The sequence below is a fragment of the Rhizobium sp. BT04 genome (genome assembly GCF_030053135.1).
GTDB lineage: Bacteria > Pseudomonadota > Alphaproteobacteria > Rhizobiales > Rhizobiaceae > Rhizobium > Rhizobium binxianense.
Map to the genome: position 1 here is coordinate 3476441 of NZ_CP125652.1, position 21450 is coordinate 3497890.

Annotated in this window: 22 protein-coding genes and 1 pseudogene; 9 read left to right on the forward strand and 14 right to left on the reverse strand. The window is 61.7% G+C overall.

The genetic code is table 11. The annotated features are described in order from the left end of the window. From QMO82_RS25190 to dapD, 3 genes are all read right to left on the reverse strand, one after another. Positions 1–597 carry a hypothetical protein gene (locus tag QMO82_RS25190; protein WP_183605486.1) on the reverse strand — a complete coding sequence of 199 codons (597 nt, stop codon included), beginning with the start codon at positions 595–597 and terminating at the stop codon, positions 1–3. Beyond that, a complete protein-coding gene (gene dapE / locus QMO82_RS25195; protein WP_183605487.1) occupies positions 584–1777 on the reverse strand; it encodes a succinyl-diaminopimelate desuccinylase in 1194 nt (397 codons plus the stop codon). Before dapE ends, QMO82_RS25190 begins: the two co-directional genes overlap by 14 nt. A 97-nt stretch (positions 1778–1874) precedes the next feature. After that, positions 1875–2735, reverse strand: a complete 861-nt coding sequence (gene dapD, locus QMO82_RS25200; protein ID WP_183605488.1) for a 2,3,4,5-tetrahydropyridine-2,6-dicarboxylate N-succinyltransferase — start codon at positions 2733–2735, stop codon at positions 1875–1877. Positions 2736–2928: 193 nt separating this feature from the next. On the opposite strand from dapD, the gene QMO82_RS25205 reads away from it, so the two are divergent. After that, positions 2929–3795 (forward strand): LOG family protein, encoded by an 867-nt coding sequence (locus QMO82_RS25205; RefSeq protein ID WP_097616963.1) that lies wholly within the window; start codon positions 2929–2931, stop codon positions 3793–3795. Positions 3796–3870: 75 nt separating this feature from the next. Here the strand turns inward: QMO82_RS25205 and QMO82_RS25210 are convergent, their stop codons facing one another. Both QMO82_RS25210 and QMO82_RS25215 read right to left on the reverse strand, forming a co-directional pair. Next, on the reverse strand, positions 3871–4509 hold the full coding sequence (locus tag QMO82_RS25210; protein WP_183605489.1) for an EF-hand domain-containing protein: 639 nt from the start codon (positions 4507–4509) through the stop codon (positions 3871–3873). A gap of 121 nt (positions 4510–4630) precedes the next feature. Further along, on the reverse strand, positions 4631–5344 hold the full coding sequence (locus QMO82_RS25215) for a pyrimidine 5'-nucleotidase (protein WP_183605490.1): 714 nt from the start codon (positions 5342–5344) through the stop codon (positions 4631–4633). Positions 5345–5531: 187 nt separating this feature from the next. Here QMO82_RS25215 and bchE point away from each other — a divergent pair, with 187 nt between their 5' ends. The 3 genes and pseudogenes from bchE to QMO82_RS25230 all read left to right on the forward strand — a co-directional run bounded on the left by bchE (position 5532) and on the right by QMO82_RS25230 (position 8957). Further along, a complete protein-coding gene (gene bchE / locus QMO82_RS25220; RefSeq protein WP_183605491.1) occupies positions 5532–7061 on the forward strand; it encodes a magnesium-protoporphyrin IX monomethyl ester anaerobic oxidative cyclase in 1530 nt (509 codons plus the stop codon). Between the two features lie 55 nt (positions 7062–7116). Beyond that, positions 7117–8190 (forward strand): annotated as a pseudogene (locus QMO82_RS25225) (bifunctional transcriptional activator/DNA repair enzyme AdaA). Beyond that, positions 8187–8957 carry an isocitrate lyase/phosphoenolpyruvate mutase family protein gene (locus tag QMO82_RS25230; protein WP_183605492.1) on the forward strand — a complete coding sequence of 257 codons (771 nt, stop codon included), beginning with the start codon at positions 8187–8189 and terminating at the stop codon, positions 8955–8957. The pseudogene QMO82_RS25225 and the gene QMO82_RS25230 overlap by 4 nt, the downstream one beginning before the upstream one ends. Positions 8958–9022: 65 nt before the next feature. Here QMO82_RS25230 and QMO82_RS25235 read toward each other — a convergent pair whose 3' ends face one another. Both QMO82_RS25235 and argB read right to left on the reverse strand, forming a co-directional pair. Further along, the gene (locus QMO82_RS25235; RefSeq protein ID WP_183605493.1) at positions 9023–10171 is read right to left on the reverse strand and encodes an alpha-hydroxy acid oxidase; all 1149 of its coding nucleotides are present in this window, start codon (positions 10169–10171) and stop codon (positions 9023–9025) included. Between the two features lie 278 nt (positions 10172–10449). Next, positions 10450–11337, reverse strand: a complete 888-nt coding sequence (gene argB / locus QMO82_RS25240) for an acetylglutamate kinase (protein WP_010065789.1) — start codon at positions 11335–11337, stop codon at positions 10450–10452. Positions 11338–11479: 142 nt separating this feature from the next. Here argB and QMO82_RS25245 point away from each other — a divergent pair, with 142 nt between their 5' ends. The 3 genes from QMO82_RS25245 (at position 11480) to QMO82_RS25255 (ending at position 13432) form a co-directional block, all read left to right on the forward strand. After that, on the forward strand, positions 11480–12019 hold the full coding sequence (locus QMO82_RS25245) for a sigma-70 family RNA polymerase sigma factor (protein WP_183605494.1): 540 nt from the start codon (positions 11480–11482) through the stop codon (positions 12017–12019). Beyond that, positions 12016–12735 (forward strand): anti-sigma factor, encoded by a 720-nt coding sequence (locus QMO82_RS25250; protein WP_183605495.1) that lies wholly within the window; start codon positions 12016–12018, stop codon positions 12733–12735. The genes QMO82_RS25245 and QMO82_RS25250 overlap by 4 nt, the downstream gene beginning before the upstream one ends. Positions 12736–12877: 142 nt before the next feature. Beyond that, a complete protein-coding gene (locus QMO82_RS25255) occupies positions 12878–13432 on the forward strand; it encodes a fasciclin domain-containing protein (RefSeq protein ID WP_183605496.1) in 555 nt (184 codons plus the stop codon). A 115-nt stretch (positions 13433–13547) separates the two neighbouring features. On the opposite strand, the gene QMO82_RS25260 is transcribed toward QMO82_RS25255, so the two are convergent. Then, positions 13548–14576 (reverse strand): sensor histidine kinase, encoded by a 1029-nt coding sequence (locus QMO82_RS25260; RefSeq protein WP_246718239.1) that lies wholly within the window; start codon positions 14574–14576, stop codon positions 13548–13550. Between QMO82_RS25260 and QMO82_RS25265 the strand changes: the two genes are divergently transcribed. Then, complete coding sequence (locus QMO82_RS25265) at positions 14520–14684, forward strand: hypothetical protein (protein WP_245433062.1); 165 nt, start codon at positions 14520–14522, stop codon at positions 14682–14684. The two genes, QMO82_RS25260 and QMO82_RS25265, sit on opposite strands and share 57 nt — an antisense overlap. Before the next feature lie 184 nt (positions 14685–14868). On the opposite strand, the gene QMO82_RS25270 is transcribed toward QMO82_RS25265, so the two are convergent. From QMO82_RS25270 to rpmH, 6 genes are all read right to left on the reverse strand, one after another. Next, entirely contained in the window at positions 14869–15144 is a 276-nt protein-coding gene (locus tag QMO82_RS25270) for a hypothetical protein (protein ID WP_183606627.1), read from the reverse strand. A 238-nt stretch (positions 15145–15382) separates the two neighbouring features. Then, on the reverse strand, positions 15383–15592 hold the full coding sequence (locus QMO82_RS25275) for a cold-shock protein (protein WP_183605498.1): 210 nt from the start codon (positions 15590–15592) through the stop codon (positions 15383–15385). A gap of 259 nt (positions 15593–15851) precedes the next feature. Continuing rightward, entirely contained in the window at positions 15852–16505 is a 654-nt protein-coding gene (gene yihA / locus QMO82_RS25280) for a ribosome biogenesis GTP-binding protein YihA/YsxC (RefSeq protein WP_183605499.1), read from the reverse strand. 153 nt (positions 16506–16658) lie between these two features. Further along, positions 16659–18452 (reverse strand): membrane protein insertase YidC, encoded by a 1794-nt coding sequence (yidC, locus tag QMO82_RS25285; RefSeq protein ID WP_183605500.1) that lies wholly within the window; start codon positions 18450–18452, stop codon positions 16659–16661. Continuing rightward, complete coding sequence (rnpA, locus tag QMO82_RS25290; RefSeq protein ID WP_097616948.1) at positions 18452–18853, reverse strand: ribonuclease P protein component; 402 nt, start codon at positions 18851–18853, stop codon at positions 18452–18454. The genes yidC and rnpA overlap by 1 nt, the downstream gene beginning before the upstream one ends. Positions 18854–18874: 21 nt before the next feature. Beyond that, positions 18875–19009 carry a 50S ribosomal protein L34 gene (rpmH, locus tag QMO82_RS25295; protein ID WP_003570740.1) on the reverse strand — a complete coding sequence of 45 codons (135 nt, stop codon included), beginning with the start codon at positions 19007–19009 and terminating at the stop codon, positions 18875–18877. Between the two features lie 436 nt (positions 19010–19445). On the opposite strand from rpmH, the gene QMO82_RS25300 reads away from it, so the two are divergent. Next, positions 19446–21443 (forward strand): methyl-accepting chemotaxis protein, encoded by a 1998-nt coding sequence (locus QMO82_RS25300; protein WP_183605501.1) that lies wholly within the window; start codon positions 19446–19448, stop codon positions 21441–21443. Positions 21444–21450 lie beyond the last annotated feature (7 nt).

Sequence of the window (21450 nt, forward strand, 5' to 3'; positions counted from 1 at the left end):
TCAGGTGGGATAGATGCCGAGGAAGTGCTGCAGATATTCCGAAAGGATCATCGACGGCACCAACAGCACCAGCGTCATCGCCCCGACCATCAGCGCGTGACCGTGGCAGATCATCCGGAGAATGCGGGCCAGCACGAAGACCTGCGCCAGCATGAAGGCCAGCAGCAGCAGCGAGACGAGGCCGACGGAGCCGGGAAGGAAGACCACCATCGCCAGCAGCAGCCCGTTGATATAGGAGAGCGGCACGCCGAGCCAGTTGACGCTGACGACGACCGGCGCGAAACGCTCGCCCATGCGGAAGGCAAGCAGCAGCAGCCCGGCAAAGACCAGCGGCACGAACCAGTTGGCGAGCTCGACGAAGCCGAGCCTGATATAGAAGGCAAAGCCGACATCGGCTTCCGGCGGCATCGACCGCAGAAAGACCTGTCGCCACCAGAGCCAGGAAATGCCCATCGGCGGCAGACACCAGGCGATCGCCCAGAACGAGCGGTTGACGCCGCGCTCGGACATGTCGAGATAGCGGAAGCCGCGCGGATCCAGCCGGATCAGCAGCCAGAGGCCGGCCAGATAATACTGGACTTCCCTAAGCCCCGGCATTGGCGAACCAACGGGCGATGAAGATTTCGTAGATCGCCGTCAGCGTCTCCAGATCGGCAACAGCGACGCGCTCGTCGACCATGTGCATCGTCTGGCCGACGAGGCCGAACTCGACGACCGGGCAATAATCCTTGATGAAGCGCGCATCCGACGTGCCGCCGGTGGTCGAAAGCTTGGGCGATTGGCCGGTCACACCCTCGACGGCCGATGACAGCGAGGCGATCAGCGCATTGTTGCGCGTCAGGAAGACATGGCTCGGCCGGTCGGCCCAGACGATATCGTATTTCACCGGTTCGCGGCCCGGCCGCAGCTGGCCGTTGCCGGCGGCGGCATCGAGGCGCCGGAGGATTTCGGCCCGCAGCGTCTCGGCCGTCCAGCTGTCGTTGAAGCGGATATTGAAGCTTGCCGAGGCCTTGGCCGGAATGACATTGGTCGCTGGATTGCCGACATCGACCGTGGTCACCTCGAGGTTCGAGGGCTGGAAGTCGTCGGTGCCGCCATCAAACGGCGGGTCCATCAGCGCCTGGGTCAGCTGCAGCATGCCGCGCACCGGATTGTCGGCAAGATGCGGATAGGCGGCATGGCCCTGGACGCCGTGCACGGTGATCTTGCCCGACAGCGAGCCGCGCCGGCCGATCTTGATCATGTCGCCGAGCCTGTCCGGATTGGTCGGCTCGCCCACAAGGCAGGCATCCCAGCGCTCGCCGCGCTCGGCCGCCCATTGCAAGAGCTTGATCGTGCCGTTGATCGCCGGGCCTTCTTCGTCGCCGGTGATGAGAAAGGAGATCGAGCCGGCCGGCGGCCCGTTTTTCTCGATATGACGGGCGACGGCGGCGACGAAACAGGCAATGCCGCCCTTCATGTCGACGGCGCCGCGGCCGAAAAGCTCGCCGTTGGAAATCTCGGCGGCAAAGGGCGGATGCGTCCAGGCGGCCTCGTCGCCGACCGGCACGACATCGGTATGGCCGGCAAACATCAGATGCGGGCCATACCTGCCGAGGCGGGCATAGAGGTTTTCGATATCGGGCGTTCCCTCCTCGCTCGCCTTCACTCTGTCGACGGCAAAGCCGAGCGGCGCAAGCATGGCGTCGAGCGCCGACAGCGCGCCGCCCTCGGCCGGCGTCACGGAGGGGCAGCGAATCAGCGTCTGGAGATTGGCGACGGGATCGGTAGCGGTCATGGCAGTCGAACTATCCGGCGGGAATGGCAAAGACATGGCAAGGCGGCGCCTCGCGGAAAAGACGCCGTCTGTTTACCGGATCACTCTGCCGATGTCATCAATCTCTGAGCAGCTCGTTGATGCCGGTCTTCGAGCGGGTCTGTTCATCGACGCGCTTGACGATGACGGCGCAGTAGAGATGCGGCGCCGGCTTGCCGTTGCCCATCGTCGCATTGCCCGACGGCATCGAGCCGGCGACGACGACGGAATAGGGCGGCACTTCGCCGTAGCTCACCTCGCCGGTGGCGCGGTCGACGATCTTGGTCGACTTGCCGATATAGACGCCCATGCCGAGCACCGAGCCTTCGCGGATGATGCAGCCTTCCACCACTTCCGAACGGGCGCCGATGAAGCAATTGTCCTCGATGATCGTCGGGCCGGCCTGCATCGGCTCCAGCACGCCGCCGATGCCGACGCCGCCGGAAAGATGCACATGCTTGCCGATCTGCGCGCAGGATCCGACCGTCGCCCAGGTGTCGACCATCGTGCCTTCGCCGACATAGGCGCCGAGATTGACGAAGGACGGCATCAGGATCGCGTTCGGGGCGATATAGGCCGAGCGGCGCACGACGCAGTTCGGCACGGCGCGGAAGCCGGCGGCACGGAAATGGTTCTCGCCCCAACCCTCGAATTTCGAAGGCACCTTGTCCCACCAGGTGGAACTGCCGGAGCCGCCCTTGACCACCTCCATGTCGTTCAGGCGGAAGGACAGGAGCACGGCCTTCTTCAGCCACTGATGCACCGTCCAGGCGCCGTCGGCGCCGCGCGTCGCGACACGGGCCTTGCCGGCATCGAGCAGATCGAGTGCTGCTTCGACCGCATCGCGAACCTCACCCCTGGTCGACGTGTTCACATTGTCGCGATTGTCGAAGGCGGTTTCGATGATCTTTTCGAGGGATGCGAGGTCGGTGGCGCTCATGAGAATTCCTTAAACTTCGATCTTTATCGTGGAGACGGCAAGGTCTCCGGAAGTGCGGTTGGCGGGGTTTATCCTGCTCTACAGCATGAACCCGTAGAACGGAATGATTTTTCCGACAAGATCATATCTGGATTCAAGGCGTTATAGCGACATATCCGGTCTCTTGGCCGGCATTACTGAAAGGCATTTCGACATGGCGAAAGGACGAAACGGCGGTTCGCGGCGCAAGGATGGCGTATGGGACCCACTAAAGAGCAGCTCGACCGACAGGCAGCGCGCCGAGGCCGTGCCGAAGACGCCGCAGACGATGTCGCCCGCCTACCGCCTTGCCTATGTCGACGAGGATTTCCTCTGCCGCGAGGAGCTGCGGCCGATCCGCCTGCAGCTGGAACTGTTGAAGCCGGAAATGATGCTGACCGAACGCGGCATCAGGTCGACCGTCGTCATGTTCGGCGGCGCCCGCATTCCCGCCCCCGGCCAGAGCGCCTGGGCGGCCCGCAACGATATCCAGCGCGCCAATCTGGAGGCGGCCTCCGTCTATTATGACGAGGCGCGCAAATTCGCCCGGCTCTGCTCGAAATATTCGGCCACCTTCAATTTCCACGAATATGTCATCGTCACCGGCGGCGGTCCCGGCGTGATGGAGGCGGGCAATCGCGGCGCGGCCGACGAGGGCGCCCCCTCGATCGGCCTCAACATCGTGCTGCCGCACGAGCAGGCGCCGAACGCCTATGTGACGCCGGAGCTCAGCTTCAATTTCCACTATTTCGCCATCCGCAAGATGCATTTCATGGTCCGCGCCAAGGCGATCGCGGTCTTCCCGGGTGGCTTCGGAACGCTGGACGAGTTCTTCGAATGCCTGACGCTGATCCAGACCGGCCGCATGGAGCGCCTGCCGCTGATCCTCTTCGGCGAGGCCTTCTGGCGGAGCATCATCAATTTCGACGCATTGGCCGAATTCGGCACGATCGCGCCCGACGACGTCAAGCTGATCAGCTTCGTCGACACCGCCGAAGCCGCCTGGAAGATCGTCCAGGATTTCTACGAACACCGCGAATAGAGCTCAGCGCGGTGCTTGAACCAATCTCCCGCTCTTTCCCAAGCAGGATAGAACGGGAGCATGGTGCGCCCGGCCTTACAGAAGCGGCCGGTCCGGCATGTCGTCGATCGAGATGACGCCGTCCTTGTTGCGGTCCATCCGCGCAAACAGCTTGTCGATGGCGGCTTCGGCCTCCTGTTTGGAAATCTGGCCGTTCTGGTCGGTATCGACGCGGTGCATCATGATCGAGGCGCGCATGATGTTGCCGCCATGGTGCATCCAGCGATGCCCGTCGCGACCCTCGTGACCAGCCTGCGGCGGCTGTCCCTGGTCGTTATTATCAGGCGTCGCGTCTGCGGTATCGGCATCCTTGTTGTCGCCGGCGTCCTGCTTGCGCTGATCTCTCATCGCCTGCAACTGCGCTTTCTGGTATGCGCCGATTTCGCCCGGGGTCAGCGAGCCGTCATGATTGGTGTCGATCGCAGCGAAGATCTTGTCGATGCCGGCGGTCGCCTCGTCTTTGGAGATTTGTCCGTCCTTGTTGGTGTCGAACTGCTTGAGCATTCTGACATAGGTGATTTCGCGGAAGGCGGCAGGCCCCGGACCGTGCATGGAACCGTGCCTGCCAGGGTGCTGACGCGGCCCGTCACCGGGTGCGGCATAGCCTGCCCCGGCGGCTGCGCCGAAGATGAGGCTGGAGGAAAGCGCTGCCAGTATCAGCTTGTTGCGGTACATCGTATTAGCCTTTCGTGAGGTGTCCCCTCAGGAAGAAAGCTATGGCAACGGGGCGGAAAGTCCCAGTTAAACATCGGTAAGCTGGGTGAAACTTTGGTAATCCGTCAGCGCGGGGGCCGAATCAGTCCGGAGCGGTAATCCTGCCGAGGAAGGCGGCGAGATCGTCGGTGACGAAATCGATATGATCCTCTTCGCCGCTGGTCTTTTCCCACCATTCGACGACCGTGTCTTCCAGATTGCGCGGCACCAGCAGCACGGTCTGCATGCCGAGCGCCTTCGGCACCGTCAGATTGCGCGGCAGGTCCTCGAACATTGCCGCCTTGGCGGTTTCGACCCGCTTCAGCGCCGTGAACTTGTCATAGGTCGCCTGCGCCGGCTTCGGCACGTAATCGGCCGCGACGATATCGAAGATGTCGTCGAAATGCTCGAGAATGCCGAGCGCCTCCGCCGTCATTTCCGCATGCTTGACGCTGCCATTGGTGAAGATGAATTTGCGCCCCGGCAGCGCCTTGATCGCCGCGCCGAGTTCCGGCTGCGGCGTCAGCGCCGAATAGTCGATCGCATGCGCCTTTTCGAGGAAGTCGTTCGGGTCGATGCCGTGATGGATCATCAGCCCCTGCAGCGTCGTGCCATGCTCGAGGTAATATTGCTTCTGCAGCTTGCGCGCCTCTTCCCGCTCCATCTGTAAGAGCGTCGCGACATAAGCGGTCATGTTCTTGTCGATCTGCGCGAACAGATTGACATGATGCGGATAGAGCGTGTTGTCGAGGTCGAAGACCCAGTCTGTGACGTGCTCGAAATCGGCTTTATCAGGCGTGCGGTCGATCTTGGTCATGGCGGTCTTATGGCACGGCTGCCGCGGAAACCAAAGGCCTTTGCCTTAGGCCTTCGCCTGACGGCGGCTTCCGCAAAAAAGCCGTCAGATTTTCACAACTTTAAGAGGATTTCGGCTGAATATTGCCATCGATCGCGGTGACTTTCTGCCTGCGTCAGACAGGGGGACCCGCAAGGGTAAAGCCGCAATGAGGATCGTTCTGATAAATCCGCCGCATACGGCGATCGGCAGTCGCATTCCCGATGATCACCTTCCACCGCTCGGCCTTCTCGCGGTCGCAGGCCCGCTGATCGACGACGGTCATATCGTCAGTCTCATCGATGCCGAGTTCGGACCGATGGAGATAGCGGAGATTGTCAGCCGGGCGGTGGGCAGCCACCCGGATCTGGTGCTGATCGGCCATTCCGGCTCGACCTCGGCCCATCCCACAGCCCGTGCGATCGCAGAGGCGATCAAATGCCGTGATCCCAAAATCTCCATCATCTATGGCGGCGTCTTTCCGACCTATCACTGGCGGGAGGTTCTGGCCGAGACGGCGGCATTCGACATTCTCGTGCGCGGTGAAGGCGAGGAAACGATGCGGCGCCTTGCCGATTGCCTGGCGACGGGCCGCCCGCTCGCAACCGTTCCCGGCATCGCCTTTCGCGATGACCATGGCGAAATCCTGGCGACGCAGCCGGCGCAGGCGATCGCCGATCTCGATGCCTATCGCGTCGGCTGGGAGCTGATCGATCATCGCCGTTACAGCTACTGGGGCGGCAAGCGTGCCGTCGTCATGCAGTTTTCACGCGGCTGTCCGCATCTTTGCAATTATTGCGGCCAGCGCGGCTTCTGGACCCGCTGGCGTCACCGCTCGCCGGAACTGTTTGCCCGCGAGATCGCCAGGCTGTATCGCGAAGAGGGTGTGGAACTGATCAACCTGGCCGACGAGAATCCGACCTCCTCGCGCAAGGCGTGGCTGGCTTTTCTCGAAGCGATGATCGCCGAGAATGTGCCGGTGCAGATCGTCGGCTCGACACGGGCGGATGATATCGTCCGCGATGCGGATATCCTGCATCTCTATCGCAAGGCTGGTGTCGTGCGCTGGTTGATCGGCATGGAAAACACCGACGAGGCGACCTTGACGCTGATCAAGAAGGGGGGAGCCAAGGCAACCGACCGGGAGGCGATCCGCCTTCTACGCCAACACGATATCCTCTCCATGGCGACCTGGGTCGTCGGTTTCGAGGAGGAGACGCTGGGCCATCTCTGGCGCGGCTTCCGGCAATTGCTCTCCTATGATCCCGACCAGATCCAGGCGCTCTATGTCACGCCGCATCGCTGGACGCCGTTCTTCCGCATCGCCCGTGATCGGCAGGTTATCGAAACCGATATCCGCAAATGGGATTACAAGCATCAGGTGCTGAAGATGCGGTATCTCAGCCCGATCGTGCTGGTCGCCTGCGTCAAGCTCATCGAGGTGGCCGTCCAGGCGCGGCCGAAGGCGCTGCTGCGCATCCTCTTCCATCGTGATCCCGAGCAGCGCCATTCCATGCGCTGGTATACGCAGATGGGGCGCCGCGTCTGGTTTCACGAGATTGTCGAATTCCTCTTCCGCCGCCGCCATCTCACGGATGGCCCGACGCTCGAGAATTTCTGGGGTGCGCCGCAGGATGCCGAGGAGGAATCCATGCTGCGCCCGCAGCGGCATGTGAAAAGCCTCGACGCGGCGGAATAAAATAGACGCCCGATTTTCGGCGGACGCGGCAGGCGTGCGGTGCTAGAAAGTGGTCATGCTTTTCGAACGCCCCGATGACGATACGCTCTATGAAGCCCTGATCGCGCGCAGTGCCGATTATGAGGGCCAGGCCTATGTCTGCGTCAAGACGACAGGCATCTTCTGTCGTCTCACCTGCCCGGCGCGCAAGCCGAAGCGGGAAAATACGCTGTTCTTCGACACGATCGCCGCCTGCATGCATTCCGGTTTCCGACCCTGCCGTCGCTGCAAGCCGCTGGAGCAGCCGGGCAGGGAGCCTGTGGTCGACGCGTTGCTTGCCGCGCTCGACGGCGAGCCGGAGGTTCGCTGGAGCGAGGATGAGCTCGTGCGCCGCGGCCATGATCCCTCGACCGTGCGCCGCGCCTTCAAGCGGGCGCTCGGCATGACCTTCCACGACATCGTCCGCTATATCAAGCTCGGCGAGGCGGCCCGGCAATTGGCCGATGGCGTGCGCGTCATCGATGCGCAGATCGACGCCGGATACGAGTCGCCGAGTGGTTTCCGGGCGGCTTTCCAGCGGCTTATCGGCAAGACGCCGGCGCTCGCGTAGAACCGCGAACTGCTCTTTGCCGATTGGTTCGACACCCCGCTCGGGCCGATGATCGCGGTCGCCGACAAGACGCATCTGCATCTTCTCGAATTTCACGATCGCAAGGCGCTGCCGACCGAACTCGAAGCGCTGCAGAAGCGCATCCGCTCCTCCGTCGCGATCGGCCGCACCCCTGTTATCGATCGGATCGAAGCGGAGATCCGCGATTATTTCGACGGGCGGCGCACCGTTTTCACGACGCCCCTGGCGCTCGGGGGCACGCCGTTCGAAAAGCATGTCTGGGCAAAGCTGATCGATATCCCTGTCGGTGAGACACGCGCCTATGGCGATCTCGCCAGGGAGATGGAGAGGCCGGAAGTGGTGCGTGCCGTCGGCCGCGCCAATGGCGCCAACCAGCTTGCCATCATCGTGCCCTGCCACCGCATGCTCGGCGCCGATGGTTCTTTGACCGGTTACGGCGGCGGGCTCTGGCGCAAGCAGTGGCTGCTGCGGCATGAAGAGAAGATCAGCACGCAGGCAAAGATGGAGGAGACAGCATGAACCAGACTGAAAAGGCCAAGGCATTCGGCGCGCTTCACCGCAAGGGCAATCCGATCGTCCTCTACAATATCTGGGATGCCGGCACGGCAAAGGCCGTTGCCGATGCCGGCGCCAAGGCGCTTGCGACGGGAAGCTGGTCGGTCGCCGCCGCCCACGGCTTTGCCGATGGCGAGAAGCTGCCGATGTCGGTGCTTGTGGAGACGGCGAAATCCATCATCGATGTCATCGACCTGCCGCTCTCGGTCGATTTCGAAGGCGCCTATTCGGCAGAGCCTCAGGTCGCCGCCGCCAATGTCGCCAGGCTGGTGGAAATCGGCGCCGTCGGCATCAATTTCGAAGATCGGGTGGTCGCCGGCGAGGGGCTCTATCCCGTCGAGAGCCAGGCGGCCCGCATCCGCGCCATTCGCGCCATGGCCGACGGCAAAGATATCCCCTTCTTCATCAACGCCCGCACCGACCTTTTCCTGGCCGAGAGCGATCTTTCCAAACACGCCGGCCTGGTGGACGAGGCGATCGAGCGGGGCAGGGCCTATGCGGCCGCCGGCGGCAACGGCTTCTTCGTGCCCGGCCTGATCGATCCCGCCTTGATCGAACAGATCTGCGCGGCATCGTCGCTGCCGGTCAACATCATGATGCGGGCCGGCGCCCCCGATGTGAAAACCCTGGCAAGGCTCGGCGTCGGCCGCATCAGCTATGGCCCGGGGCCTTACCGGTCGATGATGGAGAAGCTGAAGCAGGAAGCGGCGGCGATTTATAACCTGATCTGACGCCGATCGATGCGAGGGCCGCATCCCACGAAGGGCTGCGGCCCGGAATAACATTCCGCTTGTGCTCAGGAACGGAAGCGCAGATTGCGCCGGCTCAGCTGGTCGACCGAGGTACAGCCCATCAGCTTCATGTCGCGTTCGATCTCGGTGCGCATCGTCTCCAGCGCCCGGTCGACGCCGGGCTGTCCGGCAGCGGCCAGCGGGAAGAGATAGTAGCGGCCGAGCCCGACCGCCTTTGCTCCCAGCGACAGCGCTTTAAGAACATGCGTTCCCCGCTGCACGCCGCCATCCATCATCACGTCGATCCGATCGCCGACGGCATCGACGATCTCGGCGAGCTGGTCGAAAGCGCTGCGCGAACCGTCGAGCTGGCGGCCGCCATGGTTGGACAGCACGATGCCGGTGCAGCCGATCTCGACGGCGCGTTTGGCGTCTTCGACCGACATGATGCCCTTCAGGCAGAATTGCCCGCCCCAGGCCTGCACCATGTCAGCCACGTCGTTCCACGACATGGAGGGATCGAGCATCTCGGTGAAGTATCGGCTGATCGACAGCGCACCGCCGTCCATCTTCACGTGGTTTTCAAGCTGCGGCAGCCGGAAAGCCTCGTGCGTCATCCAGTCGATCGCCCAGGACGGCTTGATCGCAAATTGCATCATGCCGGCGAGATTGAGCTTGAAGGGAATGGCAAATCCCGTGCGCTTGTCGCGCTCGCGGTTGCCGCCGGTGATGCTGTCGACCGTCAGCATCATCGCCTGCACGCCGGCATTCTTGGCCCGCGCCATCATTTCGTGGTTGAGGCCGCGGTCCTTGTGGAAATAGAATTGATAGACCTGCGGCCCGCTGCTGATCTGGCGCGCTTCCTCCAGGCTGATCGTGCCGAGCGAGGAGACGCCGAACATCGTGCCGTGTTTTCCCGCCGCCGCCGCGACCGCCCGCTCCCCCTGGTGATGGAACAGCCGCTGCAGCGCCGTCGGCGAGCAATAGACCGGCATGGCCAGCTTCTGGCCCATGACGGTCACCGACATATCGACCTCGGCCACCCCGCGCAAAACGTCGGGCACCAGATCGCACGCCTCGAAGGCCGCGCTATTGCGCCGATAGGTCACCTCGTCATCGGCAGCACCATCGATATAGTCGAAGATCGGCCCGGGAAGCCGCCGTTTGGCCATGCGCCGGAAATCGTGAAAATTATAGCAGTCTGTGAGGCGCATCTTTTGCTCGACCCATTTGTTTCGGGCCGCAACCTAAAGCACGATTCGAAATCTTGCCAAGGCTAGATCGTGCGATTTGCGGCCTGTCGGAGCGGATATCGTTGCTTGGGAGGTTTGCAGGGACACGCCTGATGATGGTCAGTCGCTATCCCCGCGGCATCCTCCGACGCCTCTGCTCCCCCCCGGCATCCCCCAACATCCCTCACATCCCAAGCGCGCAGCCCGCAGGGCGGAGTCTCGAAGGATACGCCGCAGCGCTGCTCCTTGCGCAGCCTCGCTCAGGGAACGATCAGCGTTCCGATGCCGTGCTCGGTGAAAATCTCGAGCAGCACGGAATGGGCGGTCTTGCCGTTCAGGATGACCACACCCTGGACGCCGGCCTTGATCGCATCGATGCAGGTCTCGACCTTCGGGATCATGCCGCCGGAGATCGTGCCGTCGGCGATCAGCGCATGCGCTTCGGCGACGGAAAGCTCCTTGATCAGCTGGCCGTTTTTGTCGAGCACCCCGGGCACATCGGTCAGGAAGAGCAGCCGCGTGGCGTTGAGCGCCCCGGCAATGGCGCCGGCGAAGGTATCGGCATTGATGTTGTAGGTGGCGCCGTCGCGGCCGGGGGCGACGGGTGCGATCACCGGAATCATCTCGGAGCGGGCGAGCAGATCGAGCAGCGTGCGGTCGACTTCGACCACTTCGCCGACGAAGCCGAGATCGAGCACGCGTTCGATGTTGGAATCCGGGTCCTTGACGGTCTTGCGCGCCTTTTCGGCGAAGACCATGTTGCCGTCTTTGCCGCAAAGTCCGATCGCCCATTCGCCGGTCTGGTTGATCAGCGCGACGATTTCCTTGTTGATCGAGCCGGCCAGCACCATCTCGACGATCTCGACCGTCTTTTGGTCGGTGACGCGAAGCCCGCCTTCGAATTTCGATTCGATGCCCATCTTGTTCAGCATGGCGCCGATCTGCGGGCCGCCGCCGTGAACGACGATCGGGTTGACGCCCGATTGCTTCAACAGCGCGATATCGCTGGCAAAGGCCTTGCCGAGCTCGGGATTGCCCATGGCGTGGCCGCCATATTTCACGACAATCGTCTTGTTCTCGTAACGCTGCATGAAGGGCAGCGCCTTGGCCAGAAGCCGTGCCTGCAGTTCGCTTTCGGACTCGTTCATGGGGACCCCGCAGAATTGTTCGCGGCCTTTTATCGCAAGTTTCCGACAGAGGGAATAATCCAGAGGGCAATAGTTTTTCGTATCTGGCGCGGAGCAGGACGCTGTCGCCGTCCGGCAGCGCAAGCATGATATGAGGAACGGCATGCAAGGCGATGACATTGCAGACCTGATCGGCCGCGTCGCGCTCGGCGACCGCAGGGCCTTCGTGGCCCTCTACAACCAGACCGGACCGAAACTTTTTGCGATCTGCCTGCGTATCTTGAAGGATCGCACGGAAGCCGAAGAAGCCTTGCAGGAAGTCTATATCAGCATCTGGCAACGGGCCCGAAGCTTCCAGGCAGCCACGGGTTCGTCCTCGGCGTGGCTCTCGGCGATTGCCCGCAACCGGTCGATCGATACACTGCGGGCGCGCAAACCTGTCGCCGACGAACTCGACAGCGCCTACGATCTTGCCGATGCCTTGCCCGACCCGGAAATGCAGACGATGACGAAGGATGAAGGAAGGCGGATTGACACCTGCATGGAAGAGTTGGAAGCTGATCGTGCGGTCGCGGTGAAACGGGCTTATGTCGAAGGACTGAGCTATCAGGAACTGGCCGATCAGTTTGGTGTCCCGCTGAACACGATGCGGACCTGGCTCAGGCGCAGCCTCTTGAAACTGAGAGAGTGCATGGAACGATGACATCGCCCGACAAAAGCAAGGGAGACCGCTCCCGCGACGAGGTTCTCGCCGGCGAATATGTGCTTGGCGTCCTGTCGCTGCAGGACCGGCGGGTGGTGGAAGAGCGCATGCGCCACGATCGGCCCTTCGCCGCCATCGTCAGCCGCTGGGAAACCAATCTTTCCGCCTTCAATGACGAGTATGAAGCCGCTGCTCCAAGCCGGGAAACCTTCAAACAGATCGAGGCGCGGCTTTTCGGCGATGCTGGAAAACCCGCATCCTTTTCACAAGGGCTCTGGAATTCGGCCGGTTTCTGGCGCTCGCTGAGCTTTGCCTGCATCGTCGTTGCCGTCAGCGCCGTCATCTTCGCCTCCGGCGTGGTGCCGCAGCCACAGGGGCCGACACCGCTCGTCGCCTCGCTCTCCGGCCAGAACAACGCCATCAATCTTCTCGCCTCCTACGAACTGCAGAGCGGCCGGCTGAAGATCGTGCCGGTCGCCGCCGGCAAGCCGGAGGAGAAGTCGCTGGAACTCTGGCTGGTGCCGGGCAGCGGCCTGCCGAAATCGCTGGGCGTCTTCCAGCCGGGCGAGAGCGGTGAACTGGTCATACCCGCCGATCTGCGCAGCCAACTCGCCGACGGCGCGACCCTTGCCGTCAGCCTCGAACCTTTCGGCGGCTCACCAACCGGCCAGGCGACCGGTCCGGTGATCGCAAGCGGCCCCCTGCATCGGCCATGATCGGGCGCCGGCCGCCAATCGCCCCGCCCGTAAAATCATTTTCTCCTCTCTGAAACTCTTCGGCGCAAACCTCCGTAGTTCGAAATGTCCGGACGACGCTCAGGCATAAGGCCCGCGGATGCTGTCCGGTGAGGAGAAAATCATGATCAAGTCCGTATTGCGCGGCTTCGCGCTCGCCACCGCCCTGTCCGCCGTCGCCTTTGCTGCCGCCAAGAACCCGATCGTCGGCGGTGCGGCGATGTTCGACAGCAAGAACATCATCGAAAACGCCGTGAATTCCAAGGATCACACGACCCTGGTCGCAGCCGTCAAGGCCGCCGGCCTGGTCGGCACGCTCGAGGGTAAAGGCCCCTTCACCGTCTTCGCGCCGACCAACGAGGCTTTCGCCGCCCTGCCGAAGGGCACCGTCGACACGCTGCTGAAGCCGGAAAACAAGGCGACGCTGACCAAGGTGCTGACCTGCCATGTCGTGGCCGCCGATGCGATGGCCAAGACCGTTGCCAAGATGATCAGGGATGACGGCGGCGAGCACGACATCAAGACCGTAGGCGGCTGCGTGCTGAAAGCCAAGGAGAGCAAGGGTAAGATCACGCTGACCGATGAAAACGGCGGTGTCTCACATGTGACGATCGCCGACGTCAAACAGTCGAACGGCGTCATCCACGTCGTCGACAAGGTGCTGCTGCCGAAGATGTAAGCCGGCGCGTGACACATGGGGCGCTCTTCGGGGCGCCCCTGATGCCAGCGAGAATGATGCGTGCTGTCTGAAATCTAATGCGTCCAGGAGAGGGGTGCGATAACCGCTGAGGAGGCTATTGGGCCGCTTCGGTTCTCGGGAAGACGAGTGAGACACTCATGCCGGTGTGCGGCGACGAGGTCACCTCCACTTCGGCGCGGGCATTTTGTTTCAGGGACTGTACGATCATCGCGCTCAGCTTGCCGGGATGCGGCCAGGTCACATCTGGAGGAAGACCGATCCCGTTATCGGCGACGGTGATCCTGCACCCGGTATCGCTGACGACACAGCGAAGCGTGATCTCCCCGCCATCACGCCCGACGAAGGCATGTTTGAGCGTATTGGTGAGGAGTTCGTTGATGACAAGTCCGGCCGGCATGGCCACATTGACCGAAACCGGCCAGGTATCGACCTTCATGTCCAGCCGGATACCTTCCACTGCGTGGGCCGCCATCACCGAGGCGGCGATTTGGCTCACATAGGTGCCAAGATCGATTGTCCCGCCCTTTTCTTCGTCTGATAGCGAGCGATAGAGAAGAGCCAAGGCTTCAATCCGCCCGGCAAGGCGTGCAAACCTTTCGCTTTCCTCACTCTGCTGAGCATTGCGCGCCTCCATCCGGATGAGCGCCGTGATCATCTGAAGATTGTTCTTCACGCGGTGCTGAAGTTCGCGCAGGAGGACATCTTTCTCCGTCAGCAACTCGTTGAAGCTCTGATCAGCCGCTGCCTCATTGCGAGCCGCAAAGGCCACCAATCGGAAAAGCGGAGTGTCGTCGTCGTCGATGATGGTATTCGACCAGACATCGATTATCGCCGTGCTCTCAGCTTCGGCTGCCAGCGAGAAGGCACCAACATATTCCTCCGCAGAGGTCACAGCCGCGGTGAGCGTTGCTTCTCCTGAAACGGCGGTCGAATTCAATTCGATTTCCGACCAGCGTTTTCCCTGGACCTGCGTTGCCGCCAGCGTCGTCAGCCGCTCGAATTCGAGGTTGACGTAAATCAGCGCCTCGTTGCCGCCGAGTTCGGAGACGGCCACTGCGAATGGAACATGATCGAGAAAATGTCGAAACCGGTCGTCATCGAGGGCTTCGGCAAGATGAGGCAAATTGCCGACGCCTTCGGGCGAAAGGGGCTGGTCTTTGCTATCAGTCATCAAACATTACTCGCGGACACGGCTGCTCTTGCACAGCATGAGAGTGAAGGGTTGCTTTAAAAACTGCGGGGAGGCAAGCGCAATCAACGCCGGTCAGCCCATGTAGGCAGTTTCCGGCGCGGCGATTATGCCGGGCCGTGATCTAAAGCGGTTCAGCTTTTAACGGAAGCGCAGAACCGCTCTATCCTTTTGTTTTTACGCAATTCCGGACGGAAAACCGCTTCGCATTTTTGCTGGAATTGCTCTAGGCCCGATCATAGGTAAAGGACGTCAGCAGCATCGTGACGAAATTGCTGGCTTTATCCTTGACCAGGACTTCAGTCCATTCATCTGTCCCGCGCAGCCGCAAATCCGTGTAAATGCTGTCCACGGCCGCCTCTTCGATACGCTTGATATGCGTCTTGAATGATTCCTCGCCGCCGCCGTGATACATGTCTCGGATAACCATGCGTAAGATCTCCTGAATGGCGATCTGCCAAGCCGTATTGATCGCCTGAAGTTCCTTCGTATTCTCTGTCATCGATGCTTCCTTGGGTGCAAGTGGACCGTGAGCATCACCTGATTTCGCGATGTTCCGGAGATGGCGATGCGGTGAAGTCCATGTGCCGGAGACGATCTCCCGGTGACGGCGGATCGACCACGCTCGGCTTGCCTTGTGGTCGGAAAACAAAAAGGCCAGGCAAATCGCCTGGCCTTGAATTGATAACGTGCTTCCGGCAGTGCCAGTACATCCGTGGTCAAAGGAAAGCAGATATCGATTAAGCGTTCTGGAGATTGCAAGCGGACATTTTGCCAGACTTGCTGTCACGCTCAAGGTCGAAGCCGATCTTCTGGCCTTCGACGAGATCGCGCATTCCGGCGCGCTCGACGGCGGAGATGTGAACGAAGGCGTCAGCGTCGCCATTGTCAGGCTGAATGAAGCCGAAGCCTTTGGTGGAATTGAACCATTTAACTGTGCCAGTGGTCATGATGAACCCTTTCATAGCAATATTGAAGAACCGCAGCGCCAAGGCGATGCGGATGATGATAGCGATTTTTGAAAGGAAGTTCGTTCAGAGCACGGTGCCAATCGCGCGATAACCAAGCCAGCAAGCAAAATTCGATGATCGCTATCTAACTCAACAAAGCGGTGTCGTCAACTTTTAGTTTTCAATTGGCAGCATATTCAACGTTAGGATGTCGTGGAGAGCTTTACACCAAACAGGGCACCGCGTCGGGGCGCGCGCGCTATTTCCAGCGGGCGATGCCGACGGTTTCGGCGATCGCTTGGCGCAGTTCATCCAGCCCATCGCCCTTTTCGGACGAGGTGGACAGCACGCCGGGATAGGCGGCCGGCCGTTTGCGGATCTTTTCCGCGGTTTCGGCCAGCAGCTTCGGCACACCAGCCGCCTTGATCTTGTCGGTCTTGGTCAGCACGATCTGGTAGGAGACGGCCGCCTTGTCGAGCAGATCAAGCACGTCATCGTCGTTCTTCTTGATGCCGTGGCGGCTGTCGATCAGCACATAGACGCGCTTCAGCGTCGCGCGGCCGCGCAGATAGTCGAAAACCAGCTTGGTCCACTTGTCGACCTGCTCCTTCGGCGCCTGCGCATAACCGTAACCCGGCATGTCGACGATCGCCGTTGGCGGCAGGTCACCGCCTTCGCCGGAATAGCCGTCCGGAACGAAATAATTGAGTTCCTGCGTGCGCCCCGGCGTGTTCGAGGTGCGCGCCAAGCCTTTCTGGCCGACCAGCGCGTTGATCAGCGATGACTTGCCGACATTCGAACGCCCGGCGAAGGCCACCTCAAGCGGCCCTTCCGGCGGCAGGAAGTTGAGCGATGGGACGCCGCGGATGAAAATCCATGGGTGGCCGAAGAGCGGCTTTTCGGTGTCTGGCATGCGGGCTCTGCAATCTCTGGGTTCGGTCTTTTACCGGGCTTCGTGGTTTTGCGGACGGATGTCAAGCTTTGCGGCGGTTCGCAGGCGATGCTTCGCCGCCGTCGTCGGCCCACCGGAAACGGAAAGCCCCGCCGGAGCGGGGCTTTGCAAGCGCTATTTCGATGGCGCCGGTTTTCGCCGGAACAGACCCTTCAGATTGTCGAACAGTTCGACCTTGACGCCGTGGCGCCTCATGATCACCGACTGCTGCGCCACCGAGAGCGTGTTGTTCCAAGCCCAGTAGATGACCAGGCCGGCCGGGAAGCTTGCCAGCATGAACATGAACACCAGCGGCATCCAGTTGAAGATCATCGCCTGGGTGGGATCGGGCGGCGTCGGGTTCATGCGCATCTGCAGGAACATGGTAACGCCCATGATCAGCGGCCAGACGCCAAGATGCAGCAGCGTCGGCGCCTCGAAGGGCAGCAGGCCGAAGAGATTGACGATCGTCGTCGGATCGGGCGCCGAAAGATCCTTGATCCAGCCGAAGAACGGCGCGTGCCGCATCTCGATGGTGATGTAGATCACCTTGTAGAGCGAGAAGAAGATCGGGATCTGCAGCGCCACCGGCCAGCAGCCGGCGATCGGATTTATCTTCTCGTCCTTATAGAGCTGCATCGTTGCCTGCTGCAGCCCCATGCGATCGTCGGCGAATTTCGCCTTCAGCTCTTCCATCTTCGGTTGCATGCGCTTCATGTTCGCCATCGAAGCATACTGCTTGCTGGCGAGTGGGAAGAACAGCGCCTTGACGACGATGGTAGTGCACAGGATCGCCACACCGAAATTGCCGAAGAAGCGATAGAAGAAGTCCATCAGCTTGAACATCGGCTTGGTGATGAAATAGAACCAGCCCCAGTCGATCAGGCGGTCGAACTTCGGGATCGAGTAGCTGGCCTCATAGCCGTCGATGACAGGCACTTCCTTGGCGCCGGCGAAAACGAGGTTCTTGAGTTCGATCGATTGGCCCGGCGCAACGGTGAAGGCATCTTCCTTATAGTCGGCCTGATAGCGGGGCTGACCGTCGGGAAAATGCGAGAAGCTTGCCTCATAGGGGCTAGTCTGCGGCGGAACGATCGTCGCGGCCCAGTATTTGTCGGTAATGCCGAGCCAGCCGCCGGTGGATTTAGCCGGTTTCACGGCTTCCTTCTCGGCGGCGGTATATTTGGTTTCCACCAGGCCGTCATCGCCGATCACCCCGATGAAGCCTTCATGCAGGACGTAGACCGACGGCGTCGTCGGCTTGTTGTAGCGCGTGACACGGCCGTAGGAATTGAGCGAGGCGGGCGCCTGGCCTGTATTCTCGATCTTGTCGGCGACGGTGAACATGTAGCGTTCGTCGACGGAGATGGTGCGGGTAAACGTCAGGCCCTTGTCATTGGTGTAGGTAAGCGTCACCGGCGTTTTCTCGGTGAGCTTGGCGCCCTCGGGCGCCGTCCAGAGCGTCGAGGGACCGGGAACGCTGCCTGTGGCGTCGCTGCCGATATAGCCGAGTTCGGTGAAGTAACCGTCCTTGGTTTCGGCCGGGCTGAACAGCGTGATGATCGGGCTCGAGTCGTCGACGGTCTCGTGATAGCCCTTAAGCTTCAGGTCGTCGAGGCGGGCGCCGGCAAGGTTGATCGAGCCGGAAAGTGCCGGGGTATCGATGACGACACGCGGGGACTTCTGCAGCGCCTGCTCGAGTGTCGCCGTCGCGGCCGCCTGGCTGGAAGGGGCCGCGCCGCTCGTCTGGGCCGGCGTCGCACCGCTTGCGGCGGGCTGCTGCGCCTGCTCGGTCTGCTGCTGCGCCTTCTGAGCTTCCTGCGCCTTGCGCTGGCTTTCGATGCGCGGATTCATATAGAGAAACTGCCAGCCGAGGACGATCAGCACCGAGAGAGCGATCGCAATGAAGTAATTGCGGTTGTTTTCCATCATACGTTCCTGGGGCGTCCGTCTCCGGAGCGCCGGTGTTTCGGCCTGGTTTCCACGCGAAATTTTAGTTCCGCGGCCAATTCTTTGAAGGACGCCTCAAGCACGTCCCTGCGCGCGACAACCACATAGTCGTGTCCGGGCTGCATTGCAAACCCCGCATGAAGCCGCACCGCCTCTTTCAGGCGGCGGCGCATGCGGTTCCGTTCGACCGCGTTGCCATGTTTTTTGGTGACTGTAAAACCGACACGGGCTTGGCTGTCGGGTTCCTTCCGGTCGAGGACTTCGAGCAGGAAGAGGCCGCCGCGGCGTTTTTCGCCTTCGCGCACGGCAAGAAACTGCGGGCGGCTTTTCAGCCGCCCGACAGTGTGTTTCTGGTCTTTGGTCGTCAATTCGCCCGCCATCTCTTACCGGGCAACCCGGCCTTAAGCCGAAAGACGCTTGCGGCCCTGCGCGCGGCGGCCGGCGATGACCTTGCGGCCACCCTTGGTGGACATGCGCGCACGGAAGCCGTGGCGACGCTTGCGAACAAGCTTGGATGGTTGGTAGGTACGCTTCATTTATTTAAACACCGCGGAGTGCGGCCCTTCTTGAATTTGCATAATGCAAGGAGCGTTGTTTTTCGAACGGGCGGGGCCATGAAAGGCCTGGGTGACCGAACGTGCGGCGGCTTATACGGATGAAGCCTGCGAAAGTCAATTATACCGGATAATTTCACTTTGCGGTGCTGCCCGACTGCTATTTTTCGCACTCTGGTGTTAAGAATTTCCACGCGCGCCGAACGGTTGTATCTTTTGTGGCAAGTACAGGTAGTTTATTGCGGATGGCTCGGTTTTCCAGCCCCGCTCGCGCCCGTCCTTCAAGTCGACACGGCGAATTTTCGTCGGTCATAATCGTAAACATTGGAAATCTAACTTTAATCAATTTCGCCGATATCTAGCGTCACGGGCTGGGAATTTGCTTTCCAGGCAGTGTTGGCGCTAGGAGGGCATCGCATTGAAGATCCGCGGCAAAATTAATCTGCTGGTTTGCGTGATGGGCGCGGTCGCGCTTTTGATCGGCGCAACGGCATTGTCGGCCATGCACGAATACAGCCGTAACCTGACGGCTTATGAGGAGGCCGCCGCCCGCGCCTATGCCGGCGAGCGCCTCAACCGTTTCGTCACGGCGGTGGTGATGGAATCGCGCGGCATCTATGCGGCCAAGACGATCAAGGATACGCCGAACTTCGCCAAGGGCCTGATGGCCGATCTCGATGAGATCGACAAGGTCATCGCGGGCTGGGCGCCGCTCGTTCGCGAGAGCGAGAAGGAGACGTTCGCCAAGCTCGTCGCTCGCGCCGCCGAATTCCGCACCTTCCGCACCGAAACCGCCCGCCTCGGTACCGAGGTCGGTCCCGAGGCCGCCAGCCAGCAGGGCAACACGGACGCCAACCGCGCCAACCGCAAGGCGTTCCAGGCGGAAATCGACGCGGTCGTCGCTACCGACAAGGCCGCCCTCGAGGCCGTCAACGCCGAAATCGAAAGTTTCCGCTCCTGGGTGCTGATGCTCGTCCTCAGCATTACCGGCATTGGCATCGCGGCCGGCATCGGCATGGGCTTTTATATCGGCACCAGCCATCTGAGCCGACCGATCAAGCGCGTCACCCATGCGATCAAGGCGGTCGCCGACGGCAATTTCGAAGCCGAGGTTCCCTTTGCCGGACGTCAGGACGAAATCGGCGAGATGGCCGCGGCCGTTGCGGTCTTCAAGGAGAACGGCCTTGCGATCAAGCGGCTGAACGCCCAGGAAGCGGCGATGCGCGCCAAGAGCGATGACCTGCAGTCGAGCATGTCCGTCGTCGTGGCTGCGGCTGCGGCCGGTGATTTCAGCCACCGCATCAATAAGGATTATGAGGACGACAACCTCAATCAGTTCGCCGGCAACATCAACACGCTGCTGTCGAGCGTCGATGCCGGCATCGGCGAGACCCGCCGCGTCATCGCCAGCCTTGCCGAGGGCGACCTCACCCAGACGATGAACGGCAACTTCCAGGGCGCCTTCGCCGAGCTGCAGCAAAACGTCAACAATACCTTCGTCACCCTGCAGGCGACCATGCGCGAAGTGCGCGAGACCACGGAAGGGATGAACGGCAACACCGCGGAACTGCGCAATGCCAGCGACGACCTGTCGAAGCGCACCGAGCAGCAGGCGGCCGCCCTCGAACAGACCTCGGCCGCCCTCGACGAAATCACCGCCGTCGTTCAGAATTCCACCGAGCGGGCGCATGAAGCAACCATCATGGTCTCCGAAGCCAAGGAGAATGCCGGCCGCTCCGGCGTCGTCGTCGGCAATGCCGTCGAGGCCATGGGCCGCATCGAGCAGGCGTCGCGCGAAATCAGCCAGATCATCAATGTCATCGACGAGATCGCCTTCCAGACCAACCTGCTGGCACTGAACGCCGGCGTCGAGGCGGCGCGCGCCGGAGAGGCCGGAAAGGGCTTTGCGGTGGTCGCCCAGGAAGTGCGCGAGCTCGCCCAGCGTTCGGCAACGGCCGCCAAGGACATCAAGGCGCTGATCACCAAGTCGGGCAACGAGGTGCAGGTCGGCGTCAAGCTCGTCCAGGCGACCGGCGAGGCGCTGGCCGAAATCGGCACCCGGGTCATCGCCATCAACGACCATATCCATTCGATCGCGACGGCGGCGACCGAACAGTCGACCGGCCTCAAGGAAGTCAACACCGCCGTCAACCAGATGGATCAGGTGACCCAGCAGAATGCGGCGATGGTGGAGGAAACCTCCGCGGCCACGCACCGGCTTTCGGCCGAAGCCAACGGGCTGGTGAGCCTGATTGCCCGCTTCAAACTCTCGGATGACGCGCCGGCACCTGTGGCGCTCGTCCGCAACGAGCCGCACCGGCCAGCCGCCTCTCCGGCTCGCCGCGCCATCGCCAAGGTCGCCCGCGCCTTCGGCGGCAATGCGGCAGCCGCCGAACAGAACTGGGAAGAGTTCTAAGGTTTAC

Bases quoted from the DNA above. Each gene is read 5' to 3' on its own strand.
- QMO82_RS25205 (WP_097616963.1), top strand. From the start codon at position 2,929: ATGGCGAAAGGACGAAACGGCGGTTCGCGGCGCAAGGATGGCGTATGG.
- QMO82_RS25235 (WP_183605493.1), bottom strand. From the start codon at position 10,171: ATGCGCCTCACAGACTGCTATAATTTTCACGATTTCCGGCGCATGGCC.
- QMO82_RS25190 (WP_183605486.1), bottom strand. From the start codon at position 597: ATGCCGGGGCTTAGGGAAGTCCAGTATTATCTGGCCGGCCTCTGGCTG.
- rnpA (WP_097616948.1), bottom strand. From the start codon at position 18,853: ATGGCGGGCGAATTGACGACCAAAGACCAGAAACACACTGTCGGGCGG.
- bchE (WP_183605491.1), top strand. From the start codon at position 5,532: ATGAGGATCGTTCTGATAAATCCGCCGCATACGGCGATCGGCAGTCGC.
- QMO82_RS25230 (WP_183605492.1), top strand. From the start codon at position 8,187: ATGAACCAGACTGAAAAGGCCAAGGCATTCGGCGCGCTTCACCGCAAG.
- yidC (WP_183605500.1), bottom strand. From the start codon at position 18,452: ATGGAAAACAACCGCAATTACTTCATTGCGATCGCTCTCTCGGTGCTG.
- QMO82_RS25265 (WP_245433062.1), top strand. From the start codon at position 14,520: ATGATCGAGAAAATGTCGAAACCGGTCGTCATCGAGGGCTTCGGCAAG.
- QMO82_RS25210 (WP_183605489.1), bottom strand. From the start codon at position 4,509: ATGTACCGCAACAAGCTGATACTGGCAGCGCTTTCCTCCAGCCTCATC.
- dapE (WP_183605487.1), bottom strand. From the start codon at position 1,777: ATGACCGCTACCGATCCCGTCGCCAATCTCCAGACGCTGATTCGCTGC.
- QMO82_RS25250 (WP_183605495.1), top strand. From the start codon at position 12,016: ATGACATCGCCCGACAAAAGCAAGGGAGACCGCTCCCGCGACGAGGTT.
- QMO82_RS25215 (WP_183605490.1), bottom strand. From the start codon at position 5,344: ATGACCAAGATCGACCGCACGCCTGATAAAGCCGATTTCGAGCACGTC.
- yihA (WP_183605499.1), bottom strand. From the start codon at position 16,505: ATGCCAGACACCGAAAAGCCGCTCTTCGGCCACCCATGGATTTTCATC.
- QMO82_RS25255 (WP_183605496.1), top strand. From the start codon at position 12,878: ATGATCAAGTCCGTATTGCGCGGCTTCGCGCTCGCCACCGCCCTGTCC.
- QMO82_RS25270 (WP_183606627.1), bottom strand. From the start codon at position 15,144: ATGACAGAGAATACGAAGGAACTTCAGGCGATCAATACGGCTTGGCAG.
- QMO82_RS25275 (WP_183605498.1), bottom strand. From the start codon at position 15,592: ATGACCACTGGCACAGTTAAATGGTTCAATTCCACCAAAGGCTTCGGC.
- dapD (WP_183605488.1), bottom strand. From the start codon at position 2,735: ATGAGCGCCACCGACCTCGCATCCCTCGAAAAGATCATCGAAACCGCC.
- rpmH (WP_003570740.1), bottom strand. From the start codon at position 19,009: ATGAAGCGTACCTACCAACCATCCAAGCTTGTTCGCAAGCGTCGCCAC.
- argB (WP_010065789.1), bottom strand. From the start codon at position 11,337: ATGAACGAGTCCGAAAGCGAACTGCAGGCACGGCTTCTGGCCAAGGCG.
- QMO82_RS25245 (WP_183605494.1), top strand. From the start codon at position 11,480: ATGCAAGGCGATGACATTGCAGACCTGATCGGCCGCGTCGCGCTCGGC.